Annotated in this window: 17 protein-coding genes; 15 read left to right on the top strand and 2 right to left on the bottom strand. The window is 59.9% G+C overall.

Annotated elements, in window-relative coordinates:
• The 8 genes from E4T66_RS11150 to glmS all read left to right on the top strand — a co-directional run bounded on the left by E4T66_RS11150 (position 1) and on the right by glmS (position 9,113).
• Entirely contained in the window at positions 1–471 is a 471-nt protein-coding gene (locus E4T66_RS11150) for a F0F1 ATP synthase subunit B (protein ID WP_136849120.1), read from the top strand.
• A gap of 8 nt (positions 472–479) precedes the next feature.
• Positions 480–1,016, top strand: a complete 537-nt coding sequence (locus E4T66_RS11145; RefSeq protein ID WP_136849119.1) for a F0F1 ATP synthase subunit delta — start codon at positions 480–482, stop codon at positions 1,014–1,016.
• Positions 1,017–1,100: 84 nt separating this feature from the next.
• Positions 1,101–2,639: a F0F1 ATP synthase subunit alpha gene (atpA, locus tag E4T66_RS11140; protein ID WP_136849118.1), complete on the top strand. Its 1,539-nt coding sequence runs from the start codon at positions 1,101–1,103 to the stop codon at positions 2,637–2,639.
• A gap of 32 nt (positions 2,640–2,671) precedes the next feature.
• Positions 2,672–3,535 (top strand): F0F1 ATP synthase subunit gamma, encoded by an 864-nt coding sequence (atpG, locus tag E4T66_RS11135; protein WP_136849117.1) that lies wholly within the window; start codon positions 2,672–2,674, stop codon positions 3,533–3,535.
• Between the two features lie 91 nt (positions 3,536–3,626).
• Positions 3,627–5,024 (top strand): F0F1 ATP synthase subunit beta, encoded by a 1,398-nt coding sequence (gene atpD / locus E4T66_RS11130; RefSeq protein WP_136849116.1) that lies wholly within the window; start codon positions 3,627–3,629, stop codon positions 5,022–5,024.
• A 24-nt stretch (positions 5,025–5,048) separates the two neighbouring features.
• Positions 5,049–5,471 (top strand): F0F1 ATP synthase subunit epsilon, encoded by a 423-nt coding sequence (locus E4T66_RS11125; protein ID WP_136849115.1) that lies wholly within the window; start codon positions 5,049–5,051, stop codon positions 5,469–5,471.
• Positions 5,472–5,577: 106 nt separating this feature from the next.
• A complete protein-coding gene (gene glmU / locus E4T66_RS11120; protein ID WP_248679648.1) occupies positions 5,578–6,975 on the top strand; it encodes a bifunctional UDP-N-acetylglucosamine diphosphorylase/glucosamine-1-phosphate N-acetyltransferase GlmU in 1,398 nt (465 codons plus the stop codon).
• A 302-nt stretch (positions 6,976–7,277) separates the two neighbouring features.
• Positions 7,278–9,113 (top strand): glutamine--fructose-6-phosphate transaminase (isomerizing), encoded by a 1,836-nt coding sequence (glmS, locus tag E4T66_RS11115; RefSeq protein WP_136849114.1) that lies wholly within the window; start codon positions 7,278–7,280, stop codon positions 9,111–9,113.
• 349 nt (positions 9,114–9,462) lie between these two features.
• On the opposite strand, the gene E4T66_RS11110 is transcribed toward glmS, so the two are convergent.
• Entirely contained in the window at positions 9,463–10,899 is a 1,437-nt protein-coding gene (locus tag E4T66_RS11110) for an amidase (protein ID WP_136849113.1), read from the bottom strand.
• Positions 10,900–10,966: 67 nt separating this feature from the next.
• Between E4T66_RS11110 and E4T66_RS11105 the strand changes: the two genes are divergently transcribed.
• The 7 genes from E4T66_RS11105 to E4T66_RS11075 all read left to right on the top strand — a co-directional run bounded on the left by E4T66_RS11105 (position 10,967) and on the right by E4T66_RS11075 (position 19,920).
• Positions 10,967–12,214, top strand: a complete 1,248-nt coding sequence (locus tag E4T66_RS11105) for an alpha/beta hydrolase family protein (protein WP_136849112.1) — start codon at positions 10,967–10,969, stop codon at positions 12,212–12,214.
• A gap of 9 nt (positions 12,215–12,223) precedes the next feature.
• Positions 12,224–12,934 (top strand): TetR/AcrR family transcriptional regulator, encoded by a 711-nt coding sequence (locus E4T66_RS11100; protein ID WP_136849111.1) that lies wholly within the window; start codon positions 12,224–12,226, stop codon positions 12,932–12,934.
• Complete coding sequence (locus E4T66_RS11095; protein ID WP_136849110.1) at positions 12,931–14,328, top strand: serine hydrolase domain-containing protein; 1,398 nt, start codon at positions 12,931–12,933, stop codon at positions 14,326–14,328. The genes E4T66_RS11100 and E4T66_RS11095 overlap by 4 nt, the downstream gene beginning before the upstream one ends.
• A 16-nt stretch (positions 14,329–14,344) precedes the next feature.
• Positions 14,345–16,651: a TonB-dependent receptor gene (locus tag E4T66_RS11090; RefSeq protein WP_136849109.1), complete on the top strand. Its 2,307-nt coding sequence runs from the start codon at positions 14,345–14,347 to the stop codon at positions 16,649–16,651.
• An 11-nt stretch (positions 16,652–16,662) separates the two neighbouring features.
• Positions 16,663–18,045: an MFS transporter gene (locus tag E4T66_RS11085; RefSeq protein WP_136849108.1), complete on the top strand. Its 1,383-nt coding sequence runs from the start codon at positions 16,663–16,665 to the stop codon at positions 18,043–18,045.
• The gene (locus tag E4T66_RS11080) at positions 18,029–19,039 is read left to right on the top strand and encodes a dipeptide epimerase (protein ID WP_136849107.1); all 1,011 of its coding nucleotides are present in this window, start codon (positions 18,029–18,031) and stop codon (positions 19,037–19,039) included. Before E4T66_RS11085 ends, E4T66_RS11080 begins: the two co-directional genes overlap by 17 nt.
• Positions 19,040–19,341: 302 nt before the next feature.
• The gene (locus tag E4T66_RS11075) at positions 19,342–19,920 is read left to right on the top strand and encodes a TnsA endonuclease N-terminal domain-containing protein (RefSeq protein WP_169577577.1); all 579 of its coding nucleotides are present in this window, start codon (positions 19,342–19,344) and stop codon (positions 19,918–19,920) included.
• A 1,169-nt stretch (positions 19,921–21,089) separates the two neighbouring features.
• Here E4T66_RS11075 and E4T66_RS21855 read toward each other — a convergent pair.
• On the bottom strand, positions 21,090–21,177 hold an 88-nt coding region (locus E4T66_RS21855), incomplete at its 5' end, for an IS3 family transposase (RefSeq protein WP_367396750.1).

Below are 21,177 nucleotides of genomic sequence, written 5' to 3'. Positions count from 1 at the left end.
ATGAACATAAACGCAACTCTGCTGTTCCAGAGCATCGCGTTCCTGCTGTTCGTTGCGTTCACCTGGAAGTACGTCTGGCCGCCGATTCTCAAGGCCATGAACGAACGCCAGTTGCGCATCGCTGACGGACTGGCTGCCGCTGAAAAGGGCGCCCGTTCGTTGCAGGACGCATCGGCCAAGAGCGAAGAAGCGCTCAAGGAAGCCCGCGTTCAGGCCCAGGACATCCTGGCTGCCGCGAACAAGCAGGCGACCCAGATGGTCGAGCAGGCCAAGACGCATGCCCAGCAAGAGGGTGACCGCATCATCGCCAAGGCGCATGAAGAGGTTTCCAACGAGGTCGAGCGTGCACGTCAGGAGCTGCGCAAGCAGGTCGGCGAGCTTGCCGTCATCGGTGCTGCCAAGATCCTCAAGCGCGAAATCGACGCGAAGGCGCATGCCGACGTGCTCGACGAGCTGGCAGCCAGGGTCTGACGATCGATATGGCCGACTTCAGCACGATTGCGCGTCCTTACGCCAAAGCGGTGTTCAAGCTGGCGCGTGAGCAGGACGCATTCAAGTCTTGGGGCGACGCGCTGGACGCGATCGCGGGCCTGGTGGCCGATCCTCAGGTCGCAGCGCTGATCACGCATCCGTCGCTGACCCGCACGCAGCTGGCGGATGTGATCGCCGGGGCGCTGTCGGGTCAGGCGTCGGCCGAAGCGGTCGCCTTCGCGCGACTGCTGGTCGACAACGGGCGCCTGATTGCGGCTCCGGCGATTGCAGCGCAGTACGAGACTTTGCGGTCCGAGGCTGAGTCGCGTGTCGATGTGGAAATCACATCGGCAGTCGCAGTCGATCCGGCACAGCAGACGCGACTGGCGTCAGCGATCAGCCAGCGGCTTGCACGTCAGGTTGCCATCGAGTGGAAAACCGATGCGGCGTTGATCGCCGGAGCGGTGATCCGCGCGGGCGATATGGTCATTGATGGTTCGGTGCAGGGTGAGCTGGAGCGTCTCCAGACCACGCTGTTGCGCTAATTCATGGCTTCGGTCAGCCACTTTCATTGGTCTGGCTGCTGAAGCGTCGCTTCATCCAGGCGAAATTTTCAGGACACGGTTCGTATGCAACTCAATCCTTCCGAAATCAGCGACCTCATCAAGGCGCGCATCCAGAACTTCGATGCGACCACCGAGGCCCGCAACACTGGCACCATCGTCTCGCTGCAGGACGGCATCGTGCGTATTCACGGCCTGTCCGACGCGCTGCAGGGTGAAATGCTCGAGTTCCCGGGGAATACCTTCGGCCTCGCACTGAACCTTGAGCGCGACTCCGTCGGCGCGGTCATTCTCGGCGACTATAAGCATCTGGCAGAAGGCGACACGGTCAAGACGACCGGCCGCATTCTCGAAGTGCCGGTGGGTGAAGGTTTGCTCGGCCGCGTCGTCGACGCGCTCGGCAATCCGATCGACGGCAAGGGCCCGATCGAAGCGGCCGGCACGGCGCCGATCGAAAAGGTGGCCCCGGGCGTCATCACCCGTAAGTCGGTCAGCCAGCCGGTGCAGACCGGCTACAAGGCGGTCGACTCGATGGTGCCGATCGGCCGTGGTCAGCGTGAGCTGATCATCGGCGACCGTCAGACCGGCAAGACCGCGCTGGCGATCGACACGATCATCAATCAGAAGGGCTCGGGCATTAAGTGCATCTACGTGGCCATCGGGCAGAAGAACAGCTCGATCGCGAACGTCGTGCGCAAGCTCGAAGAGCATGGCGCGATGGCGCACACCATCGTTGTCGCTGCCGCCGCCGCTGAGTCGCCAGCACTGCAGTTCATCGCGCCGTACTCCGGCTGCTCGATGGGCGAGTACTTCCGCGACAAGGGTGAAGACGCGCTGATCATCTATGACGATCTGTCCAAGCAGGCCGTCGCTTATCGTCAGGTTTCTCTGTTGCTGCGCCGCCCGCCGGGTCGCGAAGCGTTCCCTGGCGACGTGTTCTATCTCCACTCCCGCCTGCTGGAACGCGCTGCGCGCATCAACGAGGATTACGTTGAGAAGCTCACCAACGGTGCGGTCAAGGGCAAGACCGGTTCGCTGACGGCGCTGCCGATCATCGAAACCCAGGCCGGTGACGTTTCGGCGTTCGTTCCGACCAACGTGATTTCGATCACCGACGGTCAGATCTTCCTCGAAACCGACATGTTCAATGCCGGTATCCGTCCCGCCATGAACGCCGGTATCTCGGTGTCGCGCGTCGGTGGTGCGGCCCAGACCAAGGTCATCAAGAAGCTGGCCGGTGGTATTCGTACCAACCTGGCGCAGTACCGTGAACTCGCGGCGTTCGCGCAGTTCGCCTCGGACCTCGATGAAGCCACCCGCAAGCAGCTTGAGCGCGGTCAGCGCGTGACCGAGCTGATGAAGCAGAAGCAGTACGAGCCGCTGTCCGTCGGCCAGATGGCTGCGTCGCTGTACTCGGTGGAAAAGGGTTACATCGACGCCGTTCCGGTGTCGAAGGTGCTGGCCTGGGAATCGGGACTGCATCAGTACCTCGCAACGAATCAGGCTGACCTGCTGGGCAAGCTCGATTCCGGCGACTGGAACGGGGATCTCGAAAGCGCGCTGAAGTCGGCGATGGACGCCTACATCAAGCAGGCTGCGGTCTGATCCGCTCCCACACTATTTAGCGAGGCAAGCACGTGGCTGGCGCCAAGGAAATTCGCACCAAGATCAAAAGCGTTAAGAACACGCAGAAGATCACGCGGGCGATGGAAAAGGTCGCCATGTCGAAAATGCGCAAGGCGCAGGATCGCATGTCGGCGGCTCGTCCCTACGCTGAGAAGATCCGCCGTACGCTGGGTCATCTGGCGCAGGCGAATCTGGAATACAAGCATCCGTTCACGGTAGAGCGCGAGGTCAAGCGCGTGGTCTACCTGATCGTGTCGTCTGATCGCGGCCTCTGCGGCGGTCTGAACATGAACGCCTTCCGCACCACGGTGCGCGAAGTGCGTGAATGGCGCGCGAAGGGTGTGGAAGTCGACTTTGCGCTGATTGGCGGCAAGGCGATTTCGTTCTTCCGGCGCATGGGCGGCAAGGTTCTGGCGACCAGTTCGCAGCTGGGCGACCGGCCGCATCTGGAGCAGCTGCTCGGTGTGATCAAGGTCATGACCGACGCCTATCGTGACGGCAGCGTTGACCGCGTCTTGATCGTGTCGAACCAGTTCGTCAACACGATGACCCAGAAGGCAACGCCGATGCAGTTGCTGCCGCTGGAGCCGGTCAAGAGCGAAGGCCTGCTTGAGCATTGGGACTACATCTACGAGCCGGCGTCCAACGAGCTGATGGACTCGGTGCTGATGCGCTACATCGAGTCGCAGGTGTATCAGGCCGTGATCGAGAACGCAGCCTGCGAGCAGTCCGCGCGCATGGTCGCGATGAAGTCTGCGAGCGACAACGCGGGCAAGATCATCGGCCAGCTTGAACTCGCCTATAACAAGGCGCGTCAGGCCAACATCACCAAAGAACTGGCAGAAATCGTGGGCGGCGCGGCCGCGGTCGGATAAACACGTATCGAGTCGGCGGCGACTCGCGGCGGATGCCCGCCGGATCGCCTCACACGGATACGGAAACCGGATTCACTAGGAAGCAGACAACATGAGCACTGGCAAGATCGTCCAAGTTATCGGCGCCGTCGTCGACGTGGAATTTCCGCGCGACGCGATTCCAAAAATTTATGACGCGCTCAAGATCGATGGCACTGATCTGACGCTGGAAGTCCAGCAGCAGCTCGGCGACGGCGTGGTGCGCACGATTGCGCTCGGCGCGTCGGAAGGCCTCAAGCGCGGTCTGACCGCGCAGAACACCGGAGCGCCGATCTCGGTGCCGGTGGGCCCGGGAACCCTGGGCCGCATCATGAACGTGCTCGGCGAGCCGATCGACGAAGTCGGTCCGGTCGCGACGGAAGAGCGCTGGGCGATCCATCGCGCAGCTCCGAGCTACGAAGATCAGGCCGGTTCGACCGAGCTGCTGGAAACCGGCATCAAGGTCATCGACTTGCTGTGCCCGTTCGCCAAGGGCGGCAAGGTCGGTCTGTTCGGCGGTGCCGGCGTCGGCAAGACCGTCAACATGATGGAGCTGATCAACAACATCGCGAAGGCGCACTCGGGTCTGTCCGTGTTCGCCGGCGTCGGTGAGCGTACCCGTGAAGGTAACGACTTCTATCACGAGATGATGGAGTCGGGCGTCGTCAACGAGAAGAATCTCGGCGAGTCCAAGGTTGCGATGGTGTACGGCCAGATGAACGAGCCGCCCGGCAACCGTCTGCGCGTGGCGCTGACCGGTCTGACCATGGCCGAGTACTTCCGCGACGAAGGCCGCGACGTTCTGCTGTTCGTCGACAACATCTACCGTTACACGCTGGCCGGTACCGAAGTGTCGGCACTGCTGGGCCGTATGCCGTCGGCGGTGGGTTACCAGCCGACTCTGGCCGAGGAAATGGGCGTTCTGCAGGAGCGCATCACCTCGACCAAGAAGGGCTCGATCACCTCGATCCAGGCCGTCTACGTGCCCGCGGACGATCTTACCGATCCGTCGCCGGCCACGACCTTCGCGCATCTGGATTCCACCGTCGTTTTGTCGCGTGACATCGCCTCGCTGGGTATCTATCCGGCAGTTGATCCGCTCGACTCGACCTCGCGTCAGCTGGATCCGAACGTCGTCGGCGCCGAGCACTACCAGTGCGCGCGCGACGTGCAGGGCGTGCTGCAGCGCTACAAGGAACTGAAGGACATCATCGCGATCCTCGGCATGGACGAGCTGTCGGAAGAAGACAAGCAGGTCGTGTCGCGTGCGCGCAAGATCCAGCGCTTCCTGTCGCAGCCGTTCCACGTTGCTGAAATCTTCACTGGTTCGCCGGGCAAGTACGTGTCGCTGGCGGAAACCATCCGTGGGTTCCAGGGCATCGTTTCGGGCGAGTACGACCACCTGCCGGAGCAGGCGTTCTACATGGTCGGCACGATTGACGAAGCGATCGAAAAGGCGAAGAAGGTCTAATCGACTGAATCGCCAGAGAGGAACCTGATGGCCAATATCCACGTAGACATCGTTTCCGCCGAAGGGCACATCCATTCGGGCGAAGCCCAGATGGTGTTCGCGCCGGCGGAGATGGGTGAAGTCGGTATCGCGCCGCGCCACGCACCGCTGCTGACCCGGATGAAGCCGGGCACCGTGCGCGTGCAGACGCCGGACGGCGAGATACTGCCGTTCTTCGTCGGCGGCGGCATTCTCGAAGTGCAGCCGTATCTGGTCACTGTGCTGGCTGATACAGCACTGCGCGCCAAGGATGCTGACGAAGCTGCTGCACTGGCTGCCAAGCAGCAGGCCGAGGAGAAGCTCGCCGGCGCCAATTCGGATATCGATCTGGCCCGTGCGCAGGCCGAGCTGATCGAGGCCGCGGCGCGGCTGCAGTTCGTCCAGAACCTGAAGAAGATCGGCCGCTAGGCTACGCATGCCGGGCTGCGGCTCGGCACGAAGACAATCCCGCACATGACGCCCTGAAGCGATTTCGGGCAGCATGGGCGGGATTTTCGTTTGTGAGGACTCCGGATTGAGCAAGACTGCACCCCTGCATTGCATCGTGCTGGCGGCTGGCAAGGGCACGCGTATGAAAAGCGATCTGCCCAAAGTGCTGCAGCCGCTGGCGGGGCAACCGCTGTTGGCTCATGTGCTGCAGTCGGCGTCGAAGCTTGCGCCCGCCGCGATCCATGTTGTCTACGGTCACGGCGCCGAGCGTGTCCAGCAGTGGGCCCAGCATGCTTTTGCCGGTGCGCCGCTGAGCTGGGTATTGCAGGCGCAGCAGCAAGGCACGGCGCACGCGGTCCAGCAGGCGATGCCGGCAGTGCCGGATGATGCGGTCGTGCTGGTGCTGTATGGCGACGTACCGCTGACGCCACCGGAAACCCTGACAAGCCTGGTGCAGGCCGGCCGGCGCGGCCTGGCGCTGCTGACCGTCGAGCTTGACGATCCCAGCGGCTACGGTCGCATCCTGCGTGATCGTGCACGGCAGGTGAAGGGCATCGTCGAACACAAGGATGCGAAGCCGGCGCAGCAGCGCATCCGCGAGGTCAATACCGGTCTGATGGCGATGCCAGCCAAGCGCTTGCGGCGTTGGCTCAGCAAGATCGGCAACGACAATGCCAGCGGCGAGTTCTATCTGACCGATATCGTCGCCCTGGCCGTGCGCGACAAGCTCAAGGTCACGGCCGTATCCGCCGCCTGTGCTGCCGATGTGGCCGGAGTCAACGACAAGATCCAGCTGGCGGGGCTGGAGCGCGAACTGCAGCGTCGCCACGCCGATGCGCTGATGCGAGCCGGGGTGACTCTGGCCGATCCGGCGCGCTTCGATCTGCGCGGCGAACTCGTCTGCGGTGCCGATGTTGCCATCGATGTCGGCTGTGTCTTCGAAGGCCGCGTCGAACTGGGCAACGGTGTGCAGATCGGACCGCACTGCGTATTGCGCAATGTCCGCCTCGGCGCCGGTACGCGTGTCGATGCCCATTCCGTGCTGGAAGACTGCAGTGCCGGTGCCGACGTGCGCATCGGTCCATTTGCGCGCCTGCGTCCTGGCGCGCAGCTGGCGGATGAAGTTCACGTCGGCAACTTCGTCGAGGTCAAGAACACCCGGATCGGCCACGGCAGCAAGGCCAATCATCTGGCGTATCTGGGTGACGGTAGCGTCGGGCGCGGCGTCAACATCGGTGCGGGCACGATTTTCTGCAACTACGACGGCGCCAACAAACATCAGACCACGATCGAGGACGACGCCTTCATTGGCTCGGATACCCAGTTGGTGGCACCGGTGACGGTGGGTCGAGGCGCGACCATTGCGGCGGGATCGACCATTACCAAGGACGTGCCGGCAGGCGGCCTGACCCTGTGCCGCGCGCGCGAGCAGAAGACCTATCCCAGCTGGCAGCGCCCGCAGAAGAAAGGAAAGAAGAAGTAGGGCGGTGTTGTTAGGGCGTCACCGCCCGATCATGTGAGATCTGGCTGTGAATCCAAATCAATCCCTCGCGCGGCATTTCTCCGAGCATCTGCCCGAGTACTGTGCACGCGACGCGAGGCGGATGGTCTGCTCCCCCAGCGCAGCTTGCGTCAGTGAATTTCGACGGAGCAACTCGCTGTAATGCGCAGCCGACGGATTCATTGATGCCGAGCTGTCTGTCCAGCCGGATGGCCCGATTTTGGGTATCGTCGCCGCGCAACGCTTAGAATGCCCGTTAATACAGCAACATCAGACAGCGGACCATGTGCGGAATTGTCGGCGCCATCGCGCCCCGTGACGTCACCCCCATCCTGATCGAAGGACTGCGGCGCCTCGAGTACCGCGGCTACGATTCGACCGGCGTTGCGCTGGTCGATGGCAACGGCCAACTGGCGCTGCGGCGCGCGGTGGGCAAGGTCGCGCGTCTGGAAGAGAAGCTGACGGCGGCGCCGTGCTCCGGCGCGATCGGCATCGCGCATTCGCGCTGGGCCACGCATGGCGGCGTGACCGAAGCCAACGCCCATCCGCATGTGTCCGGTGGCCGCATTGCGGTGATCCACAACGGCATCATCGAGAACTACGAGCCCCTGCGGGCCGAACTGCTCGAACGCGGCTATGTGTTCCAATCCGAGACCGATACAGAAGTCATCGCGCATCTGATCCACGACTGTGCCAAGACGGCCGGCGATCTGACCCGCGCGGTACAGCAGGCCGTGGCGCGCCTGACGGGTGCCTACGCCATTGTCGTGTTCGACGCGCAGGTGCCTGACCGCATCGTCGTTGCGCGCATCGCCAGCCCCTTGGTGATCGGCCTGGGCGAGGGCGAGAACTTCGTCGCGTCCGACGTGCAGGCACTGTTGCCGGAAACGCGCCGCTTCATTTTCCTCGAAGAAGGTGACGTCGCCGATATCCGCCGCGACACCGTCGAGATCTTCAATCAGCAGGGCGAGGCCGTGACGCGGCCGGAGCATGTATCGAGCCTGTCCGCCGATGCGGTCGAGCGCGGCGAATACGCGCACTACATGCTCAAGGAAATCTACGAGCAACCGCGCGCGATCGCGGACACCCTGTCCGAGCGCATCGTCGGTGATCACGTGCTCGAAGCGGCGTTCGGCCCCAAGGCCGCAACCATCCTGCCGCAGGTCATGCAGGTGCATATCGTCGCCTGCGGGACCAGCTATCACGCCGGTCTGGTTGCACGGTATTACCTGGAGCAGGGTGCACGCATTCCCTGCACGGTCGAAGTTGCCAGCGAGTATCGTTACCGCAATCCGGTGGTCAGTCCCAACACCCTGTTCCTGGCAATCTCCCAGTCCGGCGAAACCGCGGACACGCTGGCCGCGCTGCGTGAAGCGAAAAAGCTCGGCTACGTCGCCACCGCTGCAATCTGCAACGTGCCCGAATCCTCGCTGGTGCGCGAAGCCGATCTGTCGCTGATGACCCGCGCCGGTCCGGAAGTCGGTGTTGCCAGTACCAAGGCCTTCACCACGCAGCTCGCCGCTTTGTCACTGCTCGGTCTGGCTGTGGCGCAGCGTCGCGGCATCGATCGCCGTATCACCGCGCTGTACGCGCGGCAGATCCGCAGCCTGCCAGAAATGGTCGAGCACACGCTCAAGCTCGATGCGCAGATCAAAGTCTGGGCCGAACAGTTCGCGGACAAGCATCACGCACTGTTCCTCGGCCGCGGCCCGAGCTACCCGATCGCACTCGAGGGCGCGCTCAAGCTCAAGGAAATCTCGTACATCCACGCCGAAGCCTATCCGGCCGGCGAACTCAAGCACGGTCCGCTGGCGCTGGTCGACGACGACATGCCGGTGATCGCCGTCGCTCCGAACGACCGCCTGCTGGAAAAGCTCAAATCAAATCTGCAGGAAGTCCGCGCCCGCGGCGCACGCCTGTTCGTGTTCGCCGATCCCAACACCGGCTTCGAGCCCGGTGACGGCATCGAGATCATGACCATGCCGGACCACATCGAGCCGCTGCAGTCGCCGCTGCTGTACACCATTCCGTTGCAGCTGCTCGCGTATCACGTCGCTGTGCTGCGTGGCACCGATGTGGATCAGCCGCGCAACCTCGCCAAGTCGGTCACAGTCGAGTAGCACTTTAGAAGGTGCCAAGTGAGGTGTTAGATTGAAAATAGCCTGTCACTAGTCACATTGATTAAAAAGGAATTCTTTGTCCGCTTCAGTCAAGGAATAAACTTTGTCCCTTGGGAGGCGCCCAAGCTGGGTGACGCCACCAGTGATCGTTTGGACCAATTCCAGCGTGTCGACAGGTATGGCACACTGCAGAGGCCCACAACCATTCGTTCGAACCAAGGGCAGTGATGCTCATTTCGTTCGAAACTCTAGAATTGCGCTCAGTCTGTGAGGACGAAGCCGCCGGCACTGGAGCACTAGGTGACGATCGGGACGCGATATTTGCCTGCTTGGCAGATCGCGTCTTTTGTTACTGGCGCAAGTGGAGCGCGCTGTTCGGTGGAATTCTCCCACTCCACGGATGGGCCATCTCCAGCTGGGAGGCAAGCCTTAGCAGGGTCGCTTCGTCGCCCATCCGAGTCACTACCTGGATGCCTACCGGTAGTCCGTTGCTACCCTGAATCAGTGGCACGGATGCCGCTGGATGCCCGGTGATGTTCTGCAGTGGTGTGAACGCAGAATAGTCATTGAGAGAGCGCCACCCATAGTCAAGATTGCTCTCAGTCCCAGGCGCACTAGGGTCGAATTGCCCAATGAGTGGTGCTTGTGACACGCCACTTGGCATTATCCAAGCGTCGTACTTCTGAAAAAACACATCTACCGAACGCCTGACCTCCTGGAAACAAGCATCTGCGCGGAAAAGATCCTCTGGCTTCAGTTGCTTGGCCAGCTCGTAGGCCTCGAGGGTTTTGATCTCGAGCGTATCCGGACTTAGAGGACGTCCGGTCAACTTGCTCAGGGTTTCCAGCGCAGATGGGAGGACGCAAATCCACGACGGGATAAATGCGCCCATGACCTTTGACCAGTCGACGATTGGGGCTCCCTCTTCAACGTGATGCCCCAGTTGCTCGCAGAGCTTCGCGGCGTCTGAAATTCCTTTGAGGCACTCGGGGGAGAGGGCTGTCGGCGACGGGGACGTGACCGTGACTGCAATGCGAAGCTTCCCTGTTGGTGCGCCGACCTCCTCAAGGAATGGTCGAGCAGGTGGCGGAACGCTATAGCGCGAGCCGAGGACTGGTCCATGCAGCGAGTCCAAGAAGGCAGCCGAGTCGCGAACGCTTCGACTTGTCACGTGAAAATGGGCGAAGGGGAAGAGCCCCCCGTCTCCGTTGGAGGTGGGATTTCGCCCGCGCGAGGGCTTCAGTCCAAATGTCCCGGTGCAATGTGCTGGCCCTCTGATCGACCCTCCCCCGTCACTCGACGAGGCCACGGGCACAACACCGGCCGAGACGGCTACGCTCGAGCCGCCGCTCGACCCACCGGGCGAGTGGTCCAAGTTCCATGGGTTTCGGGTAGCTCCATGTAGCTTGGACTCTGTGACGTTGTAGATCCCGAACTCCGGAGCGGTCGTTGAGCCGAGAATCCTGACACCAGTCGCCTTCAATCTCCTGACGAACTCGCTGTCCTGCGGTGCCTTCAAACCTGCCGTCAACCTCGATCCTTGAGCCAAAGGAAGTCCCGCGCATGCGTGACCCTCCTTCAGCAGGATCGGAACTCCTGAAAATGGCCCGGTGACGGCATTGATCGGCATCGGCACAGGAGCGCCCGACATGAAGTTGAGTGTCGGGTTCATGGCCTCTATAGCTTTGAGTGCACAGCTCTGCAGTTCGTCGGCCGTGACATCGCCACGCCGGAGGATCTGAGCGAGGCCCACCGCATCATGCCGAGAATACTCGTACACCTTCATCTTGATCGCCTCACTTGACTCTGAATACGAACACTGTTCTTATAGATTAACACGAACATCGTTCGTAATGAGTGTGGCCACGCCGACAAGGCAACAAATGCGCTTACTTCTTCCTGCCATCGTTTCCTTGCTCCGCGCGATTCTCGCGATTGCGGGAGTTTTGATACGGGTGTCGCCTGCGCGGGCGTTATCGATGGCCCCTTGGCCAAAGCCCAGCGGACCTTACCCTGTTGGGAGGTGCGACCTCGTACTCGAATCGACACCACGTCTGGCAGCTCGAGTGTGGTACCCGAGAGCAGAGCCGGGCGGCAATCGCGCAATGCTGTACTCAGAAGCGGATGTGCGTGCGATTCGAGCCGGACAATCGATTCTCCCGACTGCGGTTCTCGAGCATTTTGGGCGGACAAAGACCAGCGCGTTCGAAGACAACGCGCCGGAAGGCATCAATCCGAGCTGTCCGCTAGTCATTTTCTCGCATGGGCTTGGCGGTCATGTGGCGCAGAACACAGTCCTCGCAGAAGAGCTCTCGAGCCATGGCTTCCTAGTTGTCTCGATTGCTCATCCCGGCGGCGCTGCTGCTATCGCCTGGCCCGGCGGTAAGGTCGAAGTACTGAGCTCGGAACAACGCCGGAAACTGCTTCTAAATCCAGACGCAATCAAATCGGCCCGTACTGTCCGTCACGCGAGGTCACCTAGCGATCTGCGTGTCGCCAGTCTGAAACACGCAATGATCGAGCCGCTGGCGAGTGAATGTCATCGCTGGGCGGGCCACATAACTGCCGCTATATCGGCCGTGTTGAAGGACCCTCGGCTCGGCCCCTATATCGATCTCAGAAAAGTTGCGGCGATAGGGATGTCCTTCGGAGGCGCGGCCAGCGCCGTGGCTGGCGAATGCGACGAACGGATCCACGCCGTCGCCAATCTCGATGGGGGGCAGTTCTGCGCCGACCTGTTTGAGCGTGAATCGCGCACGCCGTTGTTGCTGCTGCAGTCCGAAGCAGCTCAATTGCCAAAAGGGCGAGCTTGGAACGACTTCTTTTATGAGCGTCCGGACAAGCAAAGAATCCAGCCGCTCGCGCGCTACTGGGCTGTAGGCGCAGGTCACTTGGATTTCACCGACCTAACCCTTGTCGGCCGGCCAGCGATCAGGTCACTGCTGGGTCTACGCGCCCCTCAAGGTCCGGCAATGGCGAAGGACCTCTCTGCCATCGTTCTCGCCTTCTTACAAGGGGCTCTCTGCCAGCGTCACTTCGAGATGCCGCAGAGCACCGCAAAGGCGTTCAAACCACACGTGCCAAATCTCGTGGCTCATTAGGAGCAGTTCTTGAACACAATCGAAACAGAGCGCAACCCGATCGAGAAACCGAGAGGCGGAAAGGCGCGGCTATTTGATCGGGCCGAGATCGTGTCAGCCGCGCTCTCGATCCTCGACGAAGAGGGACACGAGGCGCTGAGCCTTCGGGCAATCGCTCGGAAGCTCGGAACTGGTCCGGCGACCATCTACAACTACTTCAAGTCACTGATGGACGTCGAGGATGCAATCGTCAGCCATCTGATGTCCAGCGTGCGTGCCCCGGAACCAACGCGAAACGTGCCGCTGCGTGAGCAGTTAGTCGACATGGCCGTTTCGTACCACAAGGTCGTTCTACAGCACCCGAATCTCGAATCTGTATCAGGGCCAACGGCCGAACGGTCTCGAGTTCTCCTCATTAACTCGACGCTTCGGACACTTGTAGACGCAGGCGTATCGATTGAGGTCGCGGCTCTGTGTGTGTCGCTCCTGCGCGGTTTCGCTTACAACCAAGCGATCGCGCTTCGAGGTTCCGAGAAGGGACTTTCCGTCAAGGCGCGTAGGGCTTGGGTAAAGACAATGGCTCCTGGGGAGATAGACATGATCGTCGCCCTTCGGCAGTCGGACATGTTCAAGGGGTCGCAGCAAGAGGCCTTTCGGAAGGGAGTCGAGACCACGATCGATCGCATGATGCCCGAGCTGTCAAAGCCGGAGCCGGGGGCTCGCAAAGGGCAGAAGCAATGAGCCGGGCAGCACCTGAGGGAAACGCTGAGGCACGCCGCCGCCTTCAGCAGTTTCTCAATGAACAACTCGTTCGCCACTCAGTTGTGGGTGCAAGTGTCGCTGTCCTTGATCGAGGCACCACGCTACAGGCGGCAAGTGGCGTCCTGAACATAGAAACAGACGTCAGTGTTCGCGAGGACTCTGTATTCCAAATCGGATCCATCGGGAAGGTCTTTACCGCCACGCTCATTGCACAGCTTGTCGACGAAGAAGTCCTAGATCTAGACGCGCCTGTCCTGAGCTATCTGCCGGACTTTCATATCGCCGACAAAGATGTGAGAAAGCGTGTAACGGTAAGGCATCTATTGACTCATACGAGTGGAATGGATGGAGACTTCTATCCGCCAGACGACGCATGGTGCGCGTCGGTTGAGAGCTACGTTCATAAGCTTGCTCTTCTTCCACAGCTTCACCCTCTAGGGGCCGCGATCAGCTATTGCAATAGCGGTTACGTAGTGGCGGGACGCATCGTCGAAGTCATGAGACGAATGCCGTGGCATCGCGCGGTCATGAAGTACATCTGCGAGCCGCTGGGCATGCAAAACGCGTTCGCCGACCCACGTGAAGCTCTACGACATCTGTGCGCCATGGGGCATGTCGCCGATGCGCATGGTCGCGCTAGAACAAGGCATTCACCGATAACCCATCTTCCGCTGAACATCGCACCTGCGGGATCGGTGCTCAGCATGTCGGCGCGAGATTTACTTCTCTTCGCGAGCATGCATATGCGAGGGGGCGAATCCGAGAAAGGCGCTCGCATTCTATCCGCGCATATGGTGGATCAGATGCAGAAAGCTCAGATGCCCCTGTATCCGCATAGTCGAATCGGATTCACGGCGATGGGCCTTTCGTGGTTTCTGGCCGATGATGAATTCGGAAAGGTTATCGGCCACGACGGCGCGACTGCCGGTCAATGGGCGTACATGCAGTGCATTCCAAACGCCAAACAGGCGTTTGTCCTCCTAACAAATAGTCCAAGCACTCCTCTATCCGAAGCAGTGCGCGACTACTTCTTCAGCGAGATCGCGCAAAGGCCAGTTCCCTCCGATCAAGGTGCAAATCCAGGCCGGGCCGAGCTTTCGGACTATGTGGGCACGTATGAGAACGTCGCTACGCGAGTTCACATCGGCCTCAAGGACTCTGGGCTGTCGATCAGCATCACATCTCGCCGAGATGAGTCCGCAGTACGGAGGCACGCCGAGCTATCCGCCATTTCTGCGGACTGCTTTCAGATTGAATCAGAAGATCCTGCTTTGCGCGGGCGTATTGGATTCATTGGTGCTGAAGCAGGCGCAGCTCGTTACGTACGACTAGGCGTTCGACTAGCTCGTCGAGTGGGACAGGACAACGTCTGAGAAATCTGAGAGAGATATGTATACAAAATCCATCGGCGTGATCGCCGCCACCGTGATGTGTCTTGCCGCTAATGCCGCCAACGCTCAGATTGATGATCTGATTGAGGAAGCAGATGGATCCGACGTGAGCGAGGAACAGGACTACGAAACGATCCCAGTAGAGCCCGTAAAAGCGCGCGAGAAGCCCGAGACACTCGATGAGTCTGGGTCACAGCGCCTCGAAGAGATTGTCGTCACTGCCCAGAAGCGCGAGCAGTACATCTATGACGTCCCCATGTCCATCACTGCTCTTTCCGGGGATGCGTTGGAAAAGATGGGCATGGACAACCTTCGCGACATCGCTGCCGCAACGCCCTCCTTCTCGGTTATGGAGTCAGGTCCTGGCATCCAACATCTGCAGATTCGCGGCATCTCGTCGGCACACGGTCAGGCAACAGTTGGCTACCAGTTGGACAACGTATCGCTATCGACGTTCTCGCTGGCCCAGCCTGACGCTGCAACGTTTGATCTGGCTTCGGTAGAAATTCTTCGTGGCCCGCAGGGCACCCTCTATGGCGAAGGGTCCATGGGTGGGACCGTTAAGCTGATTACCCAGAAGCCCCGAATCGGAGAGTGGGAGTTTGTTGCAAAGTCGGATGGATTCATCACCGACGGTGCCGATCCGGGGCTTGAGGCGAATGCGGCAGTCAATGTGCCCCTATGGGATAGCGCCGCATTGAGAATAGTAGGCGGCGTGGCAGACCTGGGGGGGTACATTGATCAGGTCGAGCTCGGCCAGGACAACTATAACGAGGCGCAGAAAAAGAATGCGCGAGCTCGCTTCCAGTGGGAGCCTGGAGAGCGATGGACCATAGGCCTCACTGGGCTGACGCAGTCGATTGAAGCAGGCAGCGTCAACGCGGCAGATGAGAACTACCAACGCTTTGACGGAAACGAAATCGGCATCTGGGACGACGGAAACATTGCAAGCGTCGATATCAATTGGACGCCAGATTGGGCGGACGTTCTGTTGACAGCGTCGCGCTTTAGCCGGGAGAACACCGTCATCTTCGATGCCCGCGACTCGATTACAGCAGAGCTTACGACCGGCGCAATCCCAATTGTGGGGGCGATCGAATCCATCGATGAGCTCTTGCAGGGTTTTGCAGAGGAGATAATCCGTGGGTCGCCTGGCGGATACGATGTTGCAAGCGAGTCAGAATCTGCCGAACTTCGACTAAATTCGATCGGCGGGAGTGCCTTGAACTGGACGGTGGGCGCCTACGCCCGCCGGTTTGACCAATCGCTCAACCTCAACGCCAAGATAAATCTGGCGGCAGACGTCCAGCTGCCAATAGTCGGTGGCCCCCCTGGGTTGCCGTCTATTCCGTTGATCGATGTGACGACAGATAGCAAGTCGACAGCGAAGTCGCTATTTGGACAGCTCGAGTATGACTGGACGAGCTGGCTGAACACCGCCGCCGGCGTTCGCTACTACAAGGAAGATCTGCAGGCTGATAGTAGTGGACGTGCCGTTACGTTTGATGCAGCGAGCTCTGATTCTCTGTCGTACAGCGCGGTGACGAAGCGATTCGCGCTTTCGATGCGCGCACCAGACAACGTCTTCGAGTTCCTCGATCGCGCGATGCTGTACGCAACCTATGCAGAAGGATTCCGGTCTGGAGGAGCAAACATTCAAGCAAGCCCCGAGATTCCTCCCACCTACGACCCAGACCATCTGAAGTCATTCGAGGTAGGAGGAAAGTTCGAGATGTGGGGAGGGGTACTCGTCGCTGAAATGGCCGTGTACCTAAACCAATGGACTGACGTGCAAGTAGTGGTTGTACCCGAGGGTGGGACGGGCAACTTCACTGCGATATCGAACCAGGGGGACGTCGAGGGCAGAGGCATCGATTGGAATCTGATCTACAAGCCAGCGCCACGAATCAGTCTGTACCTTGCGGGAGGGCTAATCGACACATCGTTCGTCACAGACGCCGACTCGAAGAAAAAGGGCGATCCTGTCGATTTCGTATCGCCGTTCACGGGCTCTGCTGGGTTTTCCATCGGTTTCAACTGGCCTTCCGGATACCTCGGCGCTTTCCGGCTGGACTATAGCTACTCTGACGTTGCCCGATACCAGCGGGACGGGTCGTACGACTACTACTCTGACCCCGTAAACATGCTCAACGGAAGATTGAGTGTCGAGCTGGAGGCCGTGCAGTTCGCGTTGTACGGTAGAAATCTTCTCGACAACGAGGGTGCGCTCGACGCGAATCAGCCTGAGAGGCAGTCGAGAGCTCGTCCCCCCAGCTACGGGATCGAAGCGAAGATCACCTTCTGAGTCCCCACGCGATGGCCACCTCCAACTCTTCATCCTCAGTCCCAGGGCGGTGGATCCTTGCTGTGTTCGCGCTGCCGGCCCTCCTTCAGGGGTTTACGCACACTGCGGCGTCGCAGGTTCTGACGGGCATATATGCCAAGTATCTCGGGCTGTCTCTGGCCGCGCTGGGTTCGGCAGTTCTCATCTCGAAGATCTTCGATGCCGTTACCGATCCACTGATTGGGGCGTGGTCCGATAGCCTCCGTCGGCGAGGAGTATCGAGAAAGCCTTGGATCGCTGTCGGGACGATCGTAATGACGGTCGCGCTCTACTGCTTGTTCATGCCGCCAGAGGGTGTGAGCGTTTTCTACTTCACGCTCTGGTACCTAGTTCTTTACACCGGGTGGACCGTTACCGAGATCCCATACAAGGCCTGGAGCATCGAGCTGACAAGTGACTATCGAGCCCGTACGCGGATCGCCGTAATCCTTCTGGTTACGTCGCTTCTCGGCGCCCTCTTGGTCTTCGTTGTCCCTTTTGTGGGTCCAACACTTGGATTCGCGCCGACGAAGGAGTTCACGCCGGGAACGCTCGCTGTGTTCGCGTTGATCGTCGTTCTAGGCGCTCCAATCCTGACCTGGCCAGCTCTCCGGCTGGCCCCGACGGGATATGCCGAGGAATCCAGGAAAAAACTTCGGCGCAGCGAGATGGTAGCGGCGATCCTCGGAAACAGGCCGCTGCTGTACGTGGCTGGCGTATTTCTGCTCTATAGCTTTGCCTCAGGTATGACCAAGGGGGTGACCTTCCTGTTTCTGGACGTCTATCTGGGCTTGGGAGAACAGATCGCCCCGCTTCTCGTGGTCACCGTGCCCATGGCGATTCTGGCCGCCCCCGCATGGGGGTGGATCTGCAATCGCATGGAGCGCCATCGGGCTTGGGCGCTTGGGGCCTTCGGCGGAGCCATCGCAACAGGCCTGATGGGCTTCGTCAGCCCGGGCGAAGCAGCTTTCGCGACGCTGGCCATCCTGATGACACTCAACTTCTTCTTTGACGCTGCTGCACCCGTCGCGATGCCGTCCATGCTCGGAGACGTCGTGGACTACGGACGAGTCAGGTTCGGGCAAGACCATGCTGGTCTGTACTACTCGTTCTACACCTTCATTCAGAAGTCTGTAACCGGAGCAGGCATGGCGAGCGGGATGATCCTCGCCGAGGTCTTGGGCTTTGACGCAACGGCAGATATCCAGAGCACGTCAGGCGTGTTCGGGCTAAAGGCTGCGTACTGCTATCTGCCCGCAATCATCACGATATCAGTTGTTCCACTTCTTCTCCGATTTCCGATCACCCGCGCACGGCAGGAAGAGATCAGCCGCCAACTTGCCCAAGCTGAACAGCACAATGAAAAGAAGACTTAAAGCTAAAATCGAAAGCAGGCCCCTGAAAACGCCACTGCGAATTACGGGCCATTCGTTCGACACGTACGAACTGCTGAGCGTTGAGATTGAGGAAGGCAGCGTAACGGGACGAGGAGAAGCTTGGGGCGTCTACTTTAAAGGGGAGACGGCAGCCGACCTATTGAGTCAGGTGGAGGCAGTCTCATCGGAACTGTGCAGCGGTGCGAGTCGGGAAGACCTCATTCGAATTCTGCCAGCAGGCGGCGCTAGAAACGCATTGGACTGCGCGCTATGGGAGCTCGAATCAAAGCTGAAGCGAGTTCCTGTTGCATCACTCGTTGGCCTGAATGGAACTCGGCCGCTTCAGACGATGTACACGCTGAGCGCAGATACGCCGAGCGAAATGGCAAAGATGGCGCTGGACTTCGGCCCCGCGAGAATCATCAAGCTCAAGCTAACCGGCGACCCGGAGGATTCGGAGCGCGTACGTGCAGTTGGCAATGCGCGACCCGAGGTGGCGTTGGTGGTCGATGCCAACCAAGGGTTCACGCCAGACAGCTTAGATGCTCTGATTCCAGTGCTGGTGTCGTCCCGCGTGGAGCTGATTGAGCAGCCGTTCCCAGTCGGCCATGAGGAAGGCCTCTCGCTGATTCGTAGCCCGATTCCTATCGTCGCCGACGAATCTGTTTGCGACATTGAAGACTTGGAGCGTCTAAGGGGACGCGTGCAGGCAATCAACATCAAGCTCGACAAATGTGGTGGCCTGACTCGCGGACTGCAACTAGCGCACGAAGCTAGGGGAATGGGATTTGATTTGATGGTCGGTTGCATGCTCGGAACATCACTGGCAGCTGCGCCTGGTTTCGTCATCGGTCAAATATGCCGTTACGTAGATCTGGATCTCGTGCTCCGATGCGTGACCGACCGAGTACCCGGCGTTCAATATGATCAGGGGTGGATCAAATGCGGGCCGGCAGTATGGGGATTTGATCCCTCGGGCGAGAGTACAAGTTAGGCTCCGATTGCAGCTCACCACATCAAGCTCCGACCACCTATTTGAGTCCAGTGTTTACCGAGGGCAGGCCACTAGATTTCTAGTGACATGACGAATCTTTGTCGTCAAAAAAAATACACGCGGAGCGAGACCCTTGGGGCCTCAAAACTGACGCTCAGTACGAGCCCTTCATCGATGTGTTCGAGACAAACTCTGTAGGTGAGAGACATCGGGTTCGAAGCAGACTGACCGGGCGTACACATCATTACCTGTCGCGTGGAGAGGTTGCGTATCACTACGTCGCCGAATTGGCCCCTCGCGTCTTGGACATTAGGGAGCAGTACCCCATCATTCCAGTCAAGGAAACGCTCAAGATCGCCAAGGCGCTGAAGGTCCGGCACCCGTATCGGGGATCGGAGCCATTCGAAGTAACGATCGACTTGATGCTTTCCGTCGACGATCAAAATGGTGGGGTTCTCTACGTAGCAAGAAGCGTTAAGCCATCGGCGGAGCTTGAGAAGCCCGACGTGCAGGCGAGATTGGCGCTGGAGTGTGCGGCATGTCGATCCCGCGGCATTCCGTGGAAGCTGGTCACGGAATCACTTGCCAATTCCGAAGTCCGATCGAGGGGGCGATGGCTATTCAAGGTGTTCAAGGACTTCCCTGATTACACCTGCGATGAGAAAGTAGCCGCTGCGTTTATCGACGCTTTATCCACGCGGCAGCTTACAGAGCCGCTGAGGGCGGTGATCGTTGGGGCGGGAAAAGCATGTGGCCTCCCATACGAGGAGGCGGTCAATCTATTCAAGTTTCTGGTTTGCACCCGCAGGGTGCGAGTCGATCTGTCGGCGTCGCTCGCGCTCAAGGACCCGCACCCGGCTTTGGCTGAGAACTTCTGGTGAGGGTGACCAGCTACGTTGTTCGTAGATGGGATGTTCTAGAGATCTCTGGAGACGAAGACCTGCCGCACGGGCATTTCCGCGTTGTGCATGCCCTAGTCGCAAAGAATGCTTTATTCCTGTTCAAGCTGGACACAGACAATCTCATGTCTCCGCCAGCGTCGGGTGTTCCAGTCCGCACGTCGTACTCAAGCGTCATTGCGGGCCTCAAGGCGGGGTATATAAGCCCGGTCGACGTTGCTCTCCCCTTCGTAATGACCATGCCGGAGTCGAGCATCCCGAAGTCGGCTAAGGACACTCGCGACTCGTCCTGGGCGTTGATCGAACCGCTGGTTTCGAAATCCCAGTACCCCGCGCTGGTCTCCGATGCGGAGATGCGGCAGAGGGCGATAGCGGTTCGAGCAGAGGCTCTCGAAATGCAGCCACGCGCTTTGAGGCGCCTTCTTGCGCGGTACTGGCACTTCGGCGGGAAGAGAGGCCTCCTGGGGCTGCAGGATCGATGTGGTGCGCCGGGTAAAGCTCGGGAGGCCGGCGAGGTGAAGCGAGGACGGCCGAAGATTTCGGTTGCAACCGGCCACGACACCGAACTGATAGGCGTGAATGCTACGCCGGAAGACATTCGACTGATCGAGGACGTATCTAGGACCAAGATCATCCAGTCTGGATGGACTATTCAGCGCGCATATGAGCACTTGAAGGACGATGTCCTTGTAGATATCGAAATCGGTCGGGACGGGCAGATCAACAAGAGCCCTCGGCCCGTCAACCGGATCATCTCAAGCGGTCAGTTCCACTACTACTACGCTCGCTTCAGACGGCGACTGGACGTTCAGCGCGCTCTGGCGGGAAAGCACTGGGATCTAAAGCTCAGGGCGCTAAAGTCGTCTGCTCGGCATGGAATCTACGGGCCGACAGACCGCTTCGAGATCGACGCAACGGTGGCCAACATCTGGTTGGTGAGCAAGTTCGATCGGACTAAGCTCATTGGAAGGCCTGTGGTCTATCTGATCTGCGACACCTGGTCGAGATACATCGTTGGTCTGCACGTAGCCTTGGAAGGGCCGAGTTGGGATACCGCGCGCCTTGCCATCTGCAATGCACTGACGGACAAAAGCGCATTTCTTACCGCGATCGGGATGGACTTCCCCCAGAGCAGTAGACAATCCGGCGCCTCACAAAGCAGCCTGTTCAAAGGCCTCGGGACTGACGCCGCCGAGATGGCTGTGACGTCGGGTTCGATTGTAGAAGACCTCGATGTAA

It is taken from the genome of Sinimarinibacterium arenosum (genome assembly GCF_005047655.1).
Taxonomy (GTDB): domain Bacteria; phylum Pseudomonadota; class Gammaproteobacteria; order Nevskiales; family Nevskiaceae; genus Solimonas.
Note: the sequence above shows the minus strand (reverse complement) of the source record. Positions and strands in the feature narration are given on the sequence as shown.

Bases quoted from the DNA above. Each gene is read 5' to 3' on its own strand.
- E4T66_RS11150 (WP_136849120.1), top strand. From the start codon at position 1: ATGAACATAAACGCAACTCTGCTGTTCCAGAGCATCGCGTTCCTGCTG.
- E4T66_RS11145 (WP_136849119.1), top strand. From the start codon at position 480: ATGGCCGACTTCAGCACGATTGCGCGTCCTTACGCCAAAGCGGTGTTC.
- atpA (WP_136849118.1), top strand. From the start codon at position 1,101: ATGCAACTCAATCCTTCCGAAATCAGCGACCTCATCAAGGCGCGCATC.
- atpD (WP_136849116.1), top strand. From the start codon at position 3,627: ATGAGCACTGGCAAGATCGTCCAAGTTATCGGCGCCGTCGTCGACGTG.
- glmS (WP_136849114.1), top strand. From the start codon at position 7,278: ATGTGCGGAATTGTCGGCGCCATCGCGCCCCGTGACGTCACCCCCATC.
- E4T66_RS11110 (WP_136849113.1), bottom strand. From the start codon at position 10,899: ATGAAGGTGTACGAGTATTCTCGGCATGATGCGGTGGGCCTCGCTCAG.
- E4T66_RS11105 (WP_136849112.1), top strand. From the start codon at position 10,967: ATGAGTGTGGCCACGCCGACAAGGCAACAAATGCGCTTACTTCTTCCT.
- E4T66_RS11095 (WP_136849110.1), top strand. From the start codon at position 12,931: ATGAGCCGGGCAGCACCTGAGGGAAACGCTGAGGCACGCCGCCGCCTT.
- E4T66_RS11090 (WP_136849109.1), top strand. From the start codon at position 14,345: ATGTATACAAAATCCATCGGCGTGATCGCCGCCACCGTGATGTGTCTT.
- E4T66_RS11085 (WP_136849108.1), top strand. From the start codon at position 16,663: ATGGCCACCTCCAACTCTTCATCCTCAGTCCCAGGGCGGTGGATCCTT.
- E4T66_RS11080 (WP_136849107.1), top strand. From the start codon at position 18,029: ATGAAAAGAAGACTTAAAGCTAAAATCGAAAGCAGGCCCCTGAAAACG.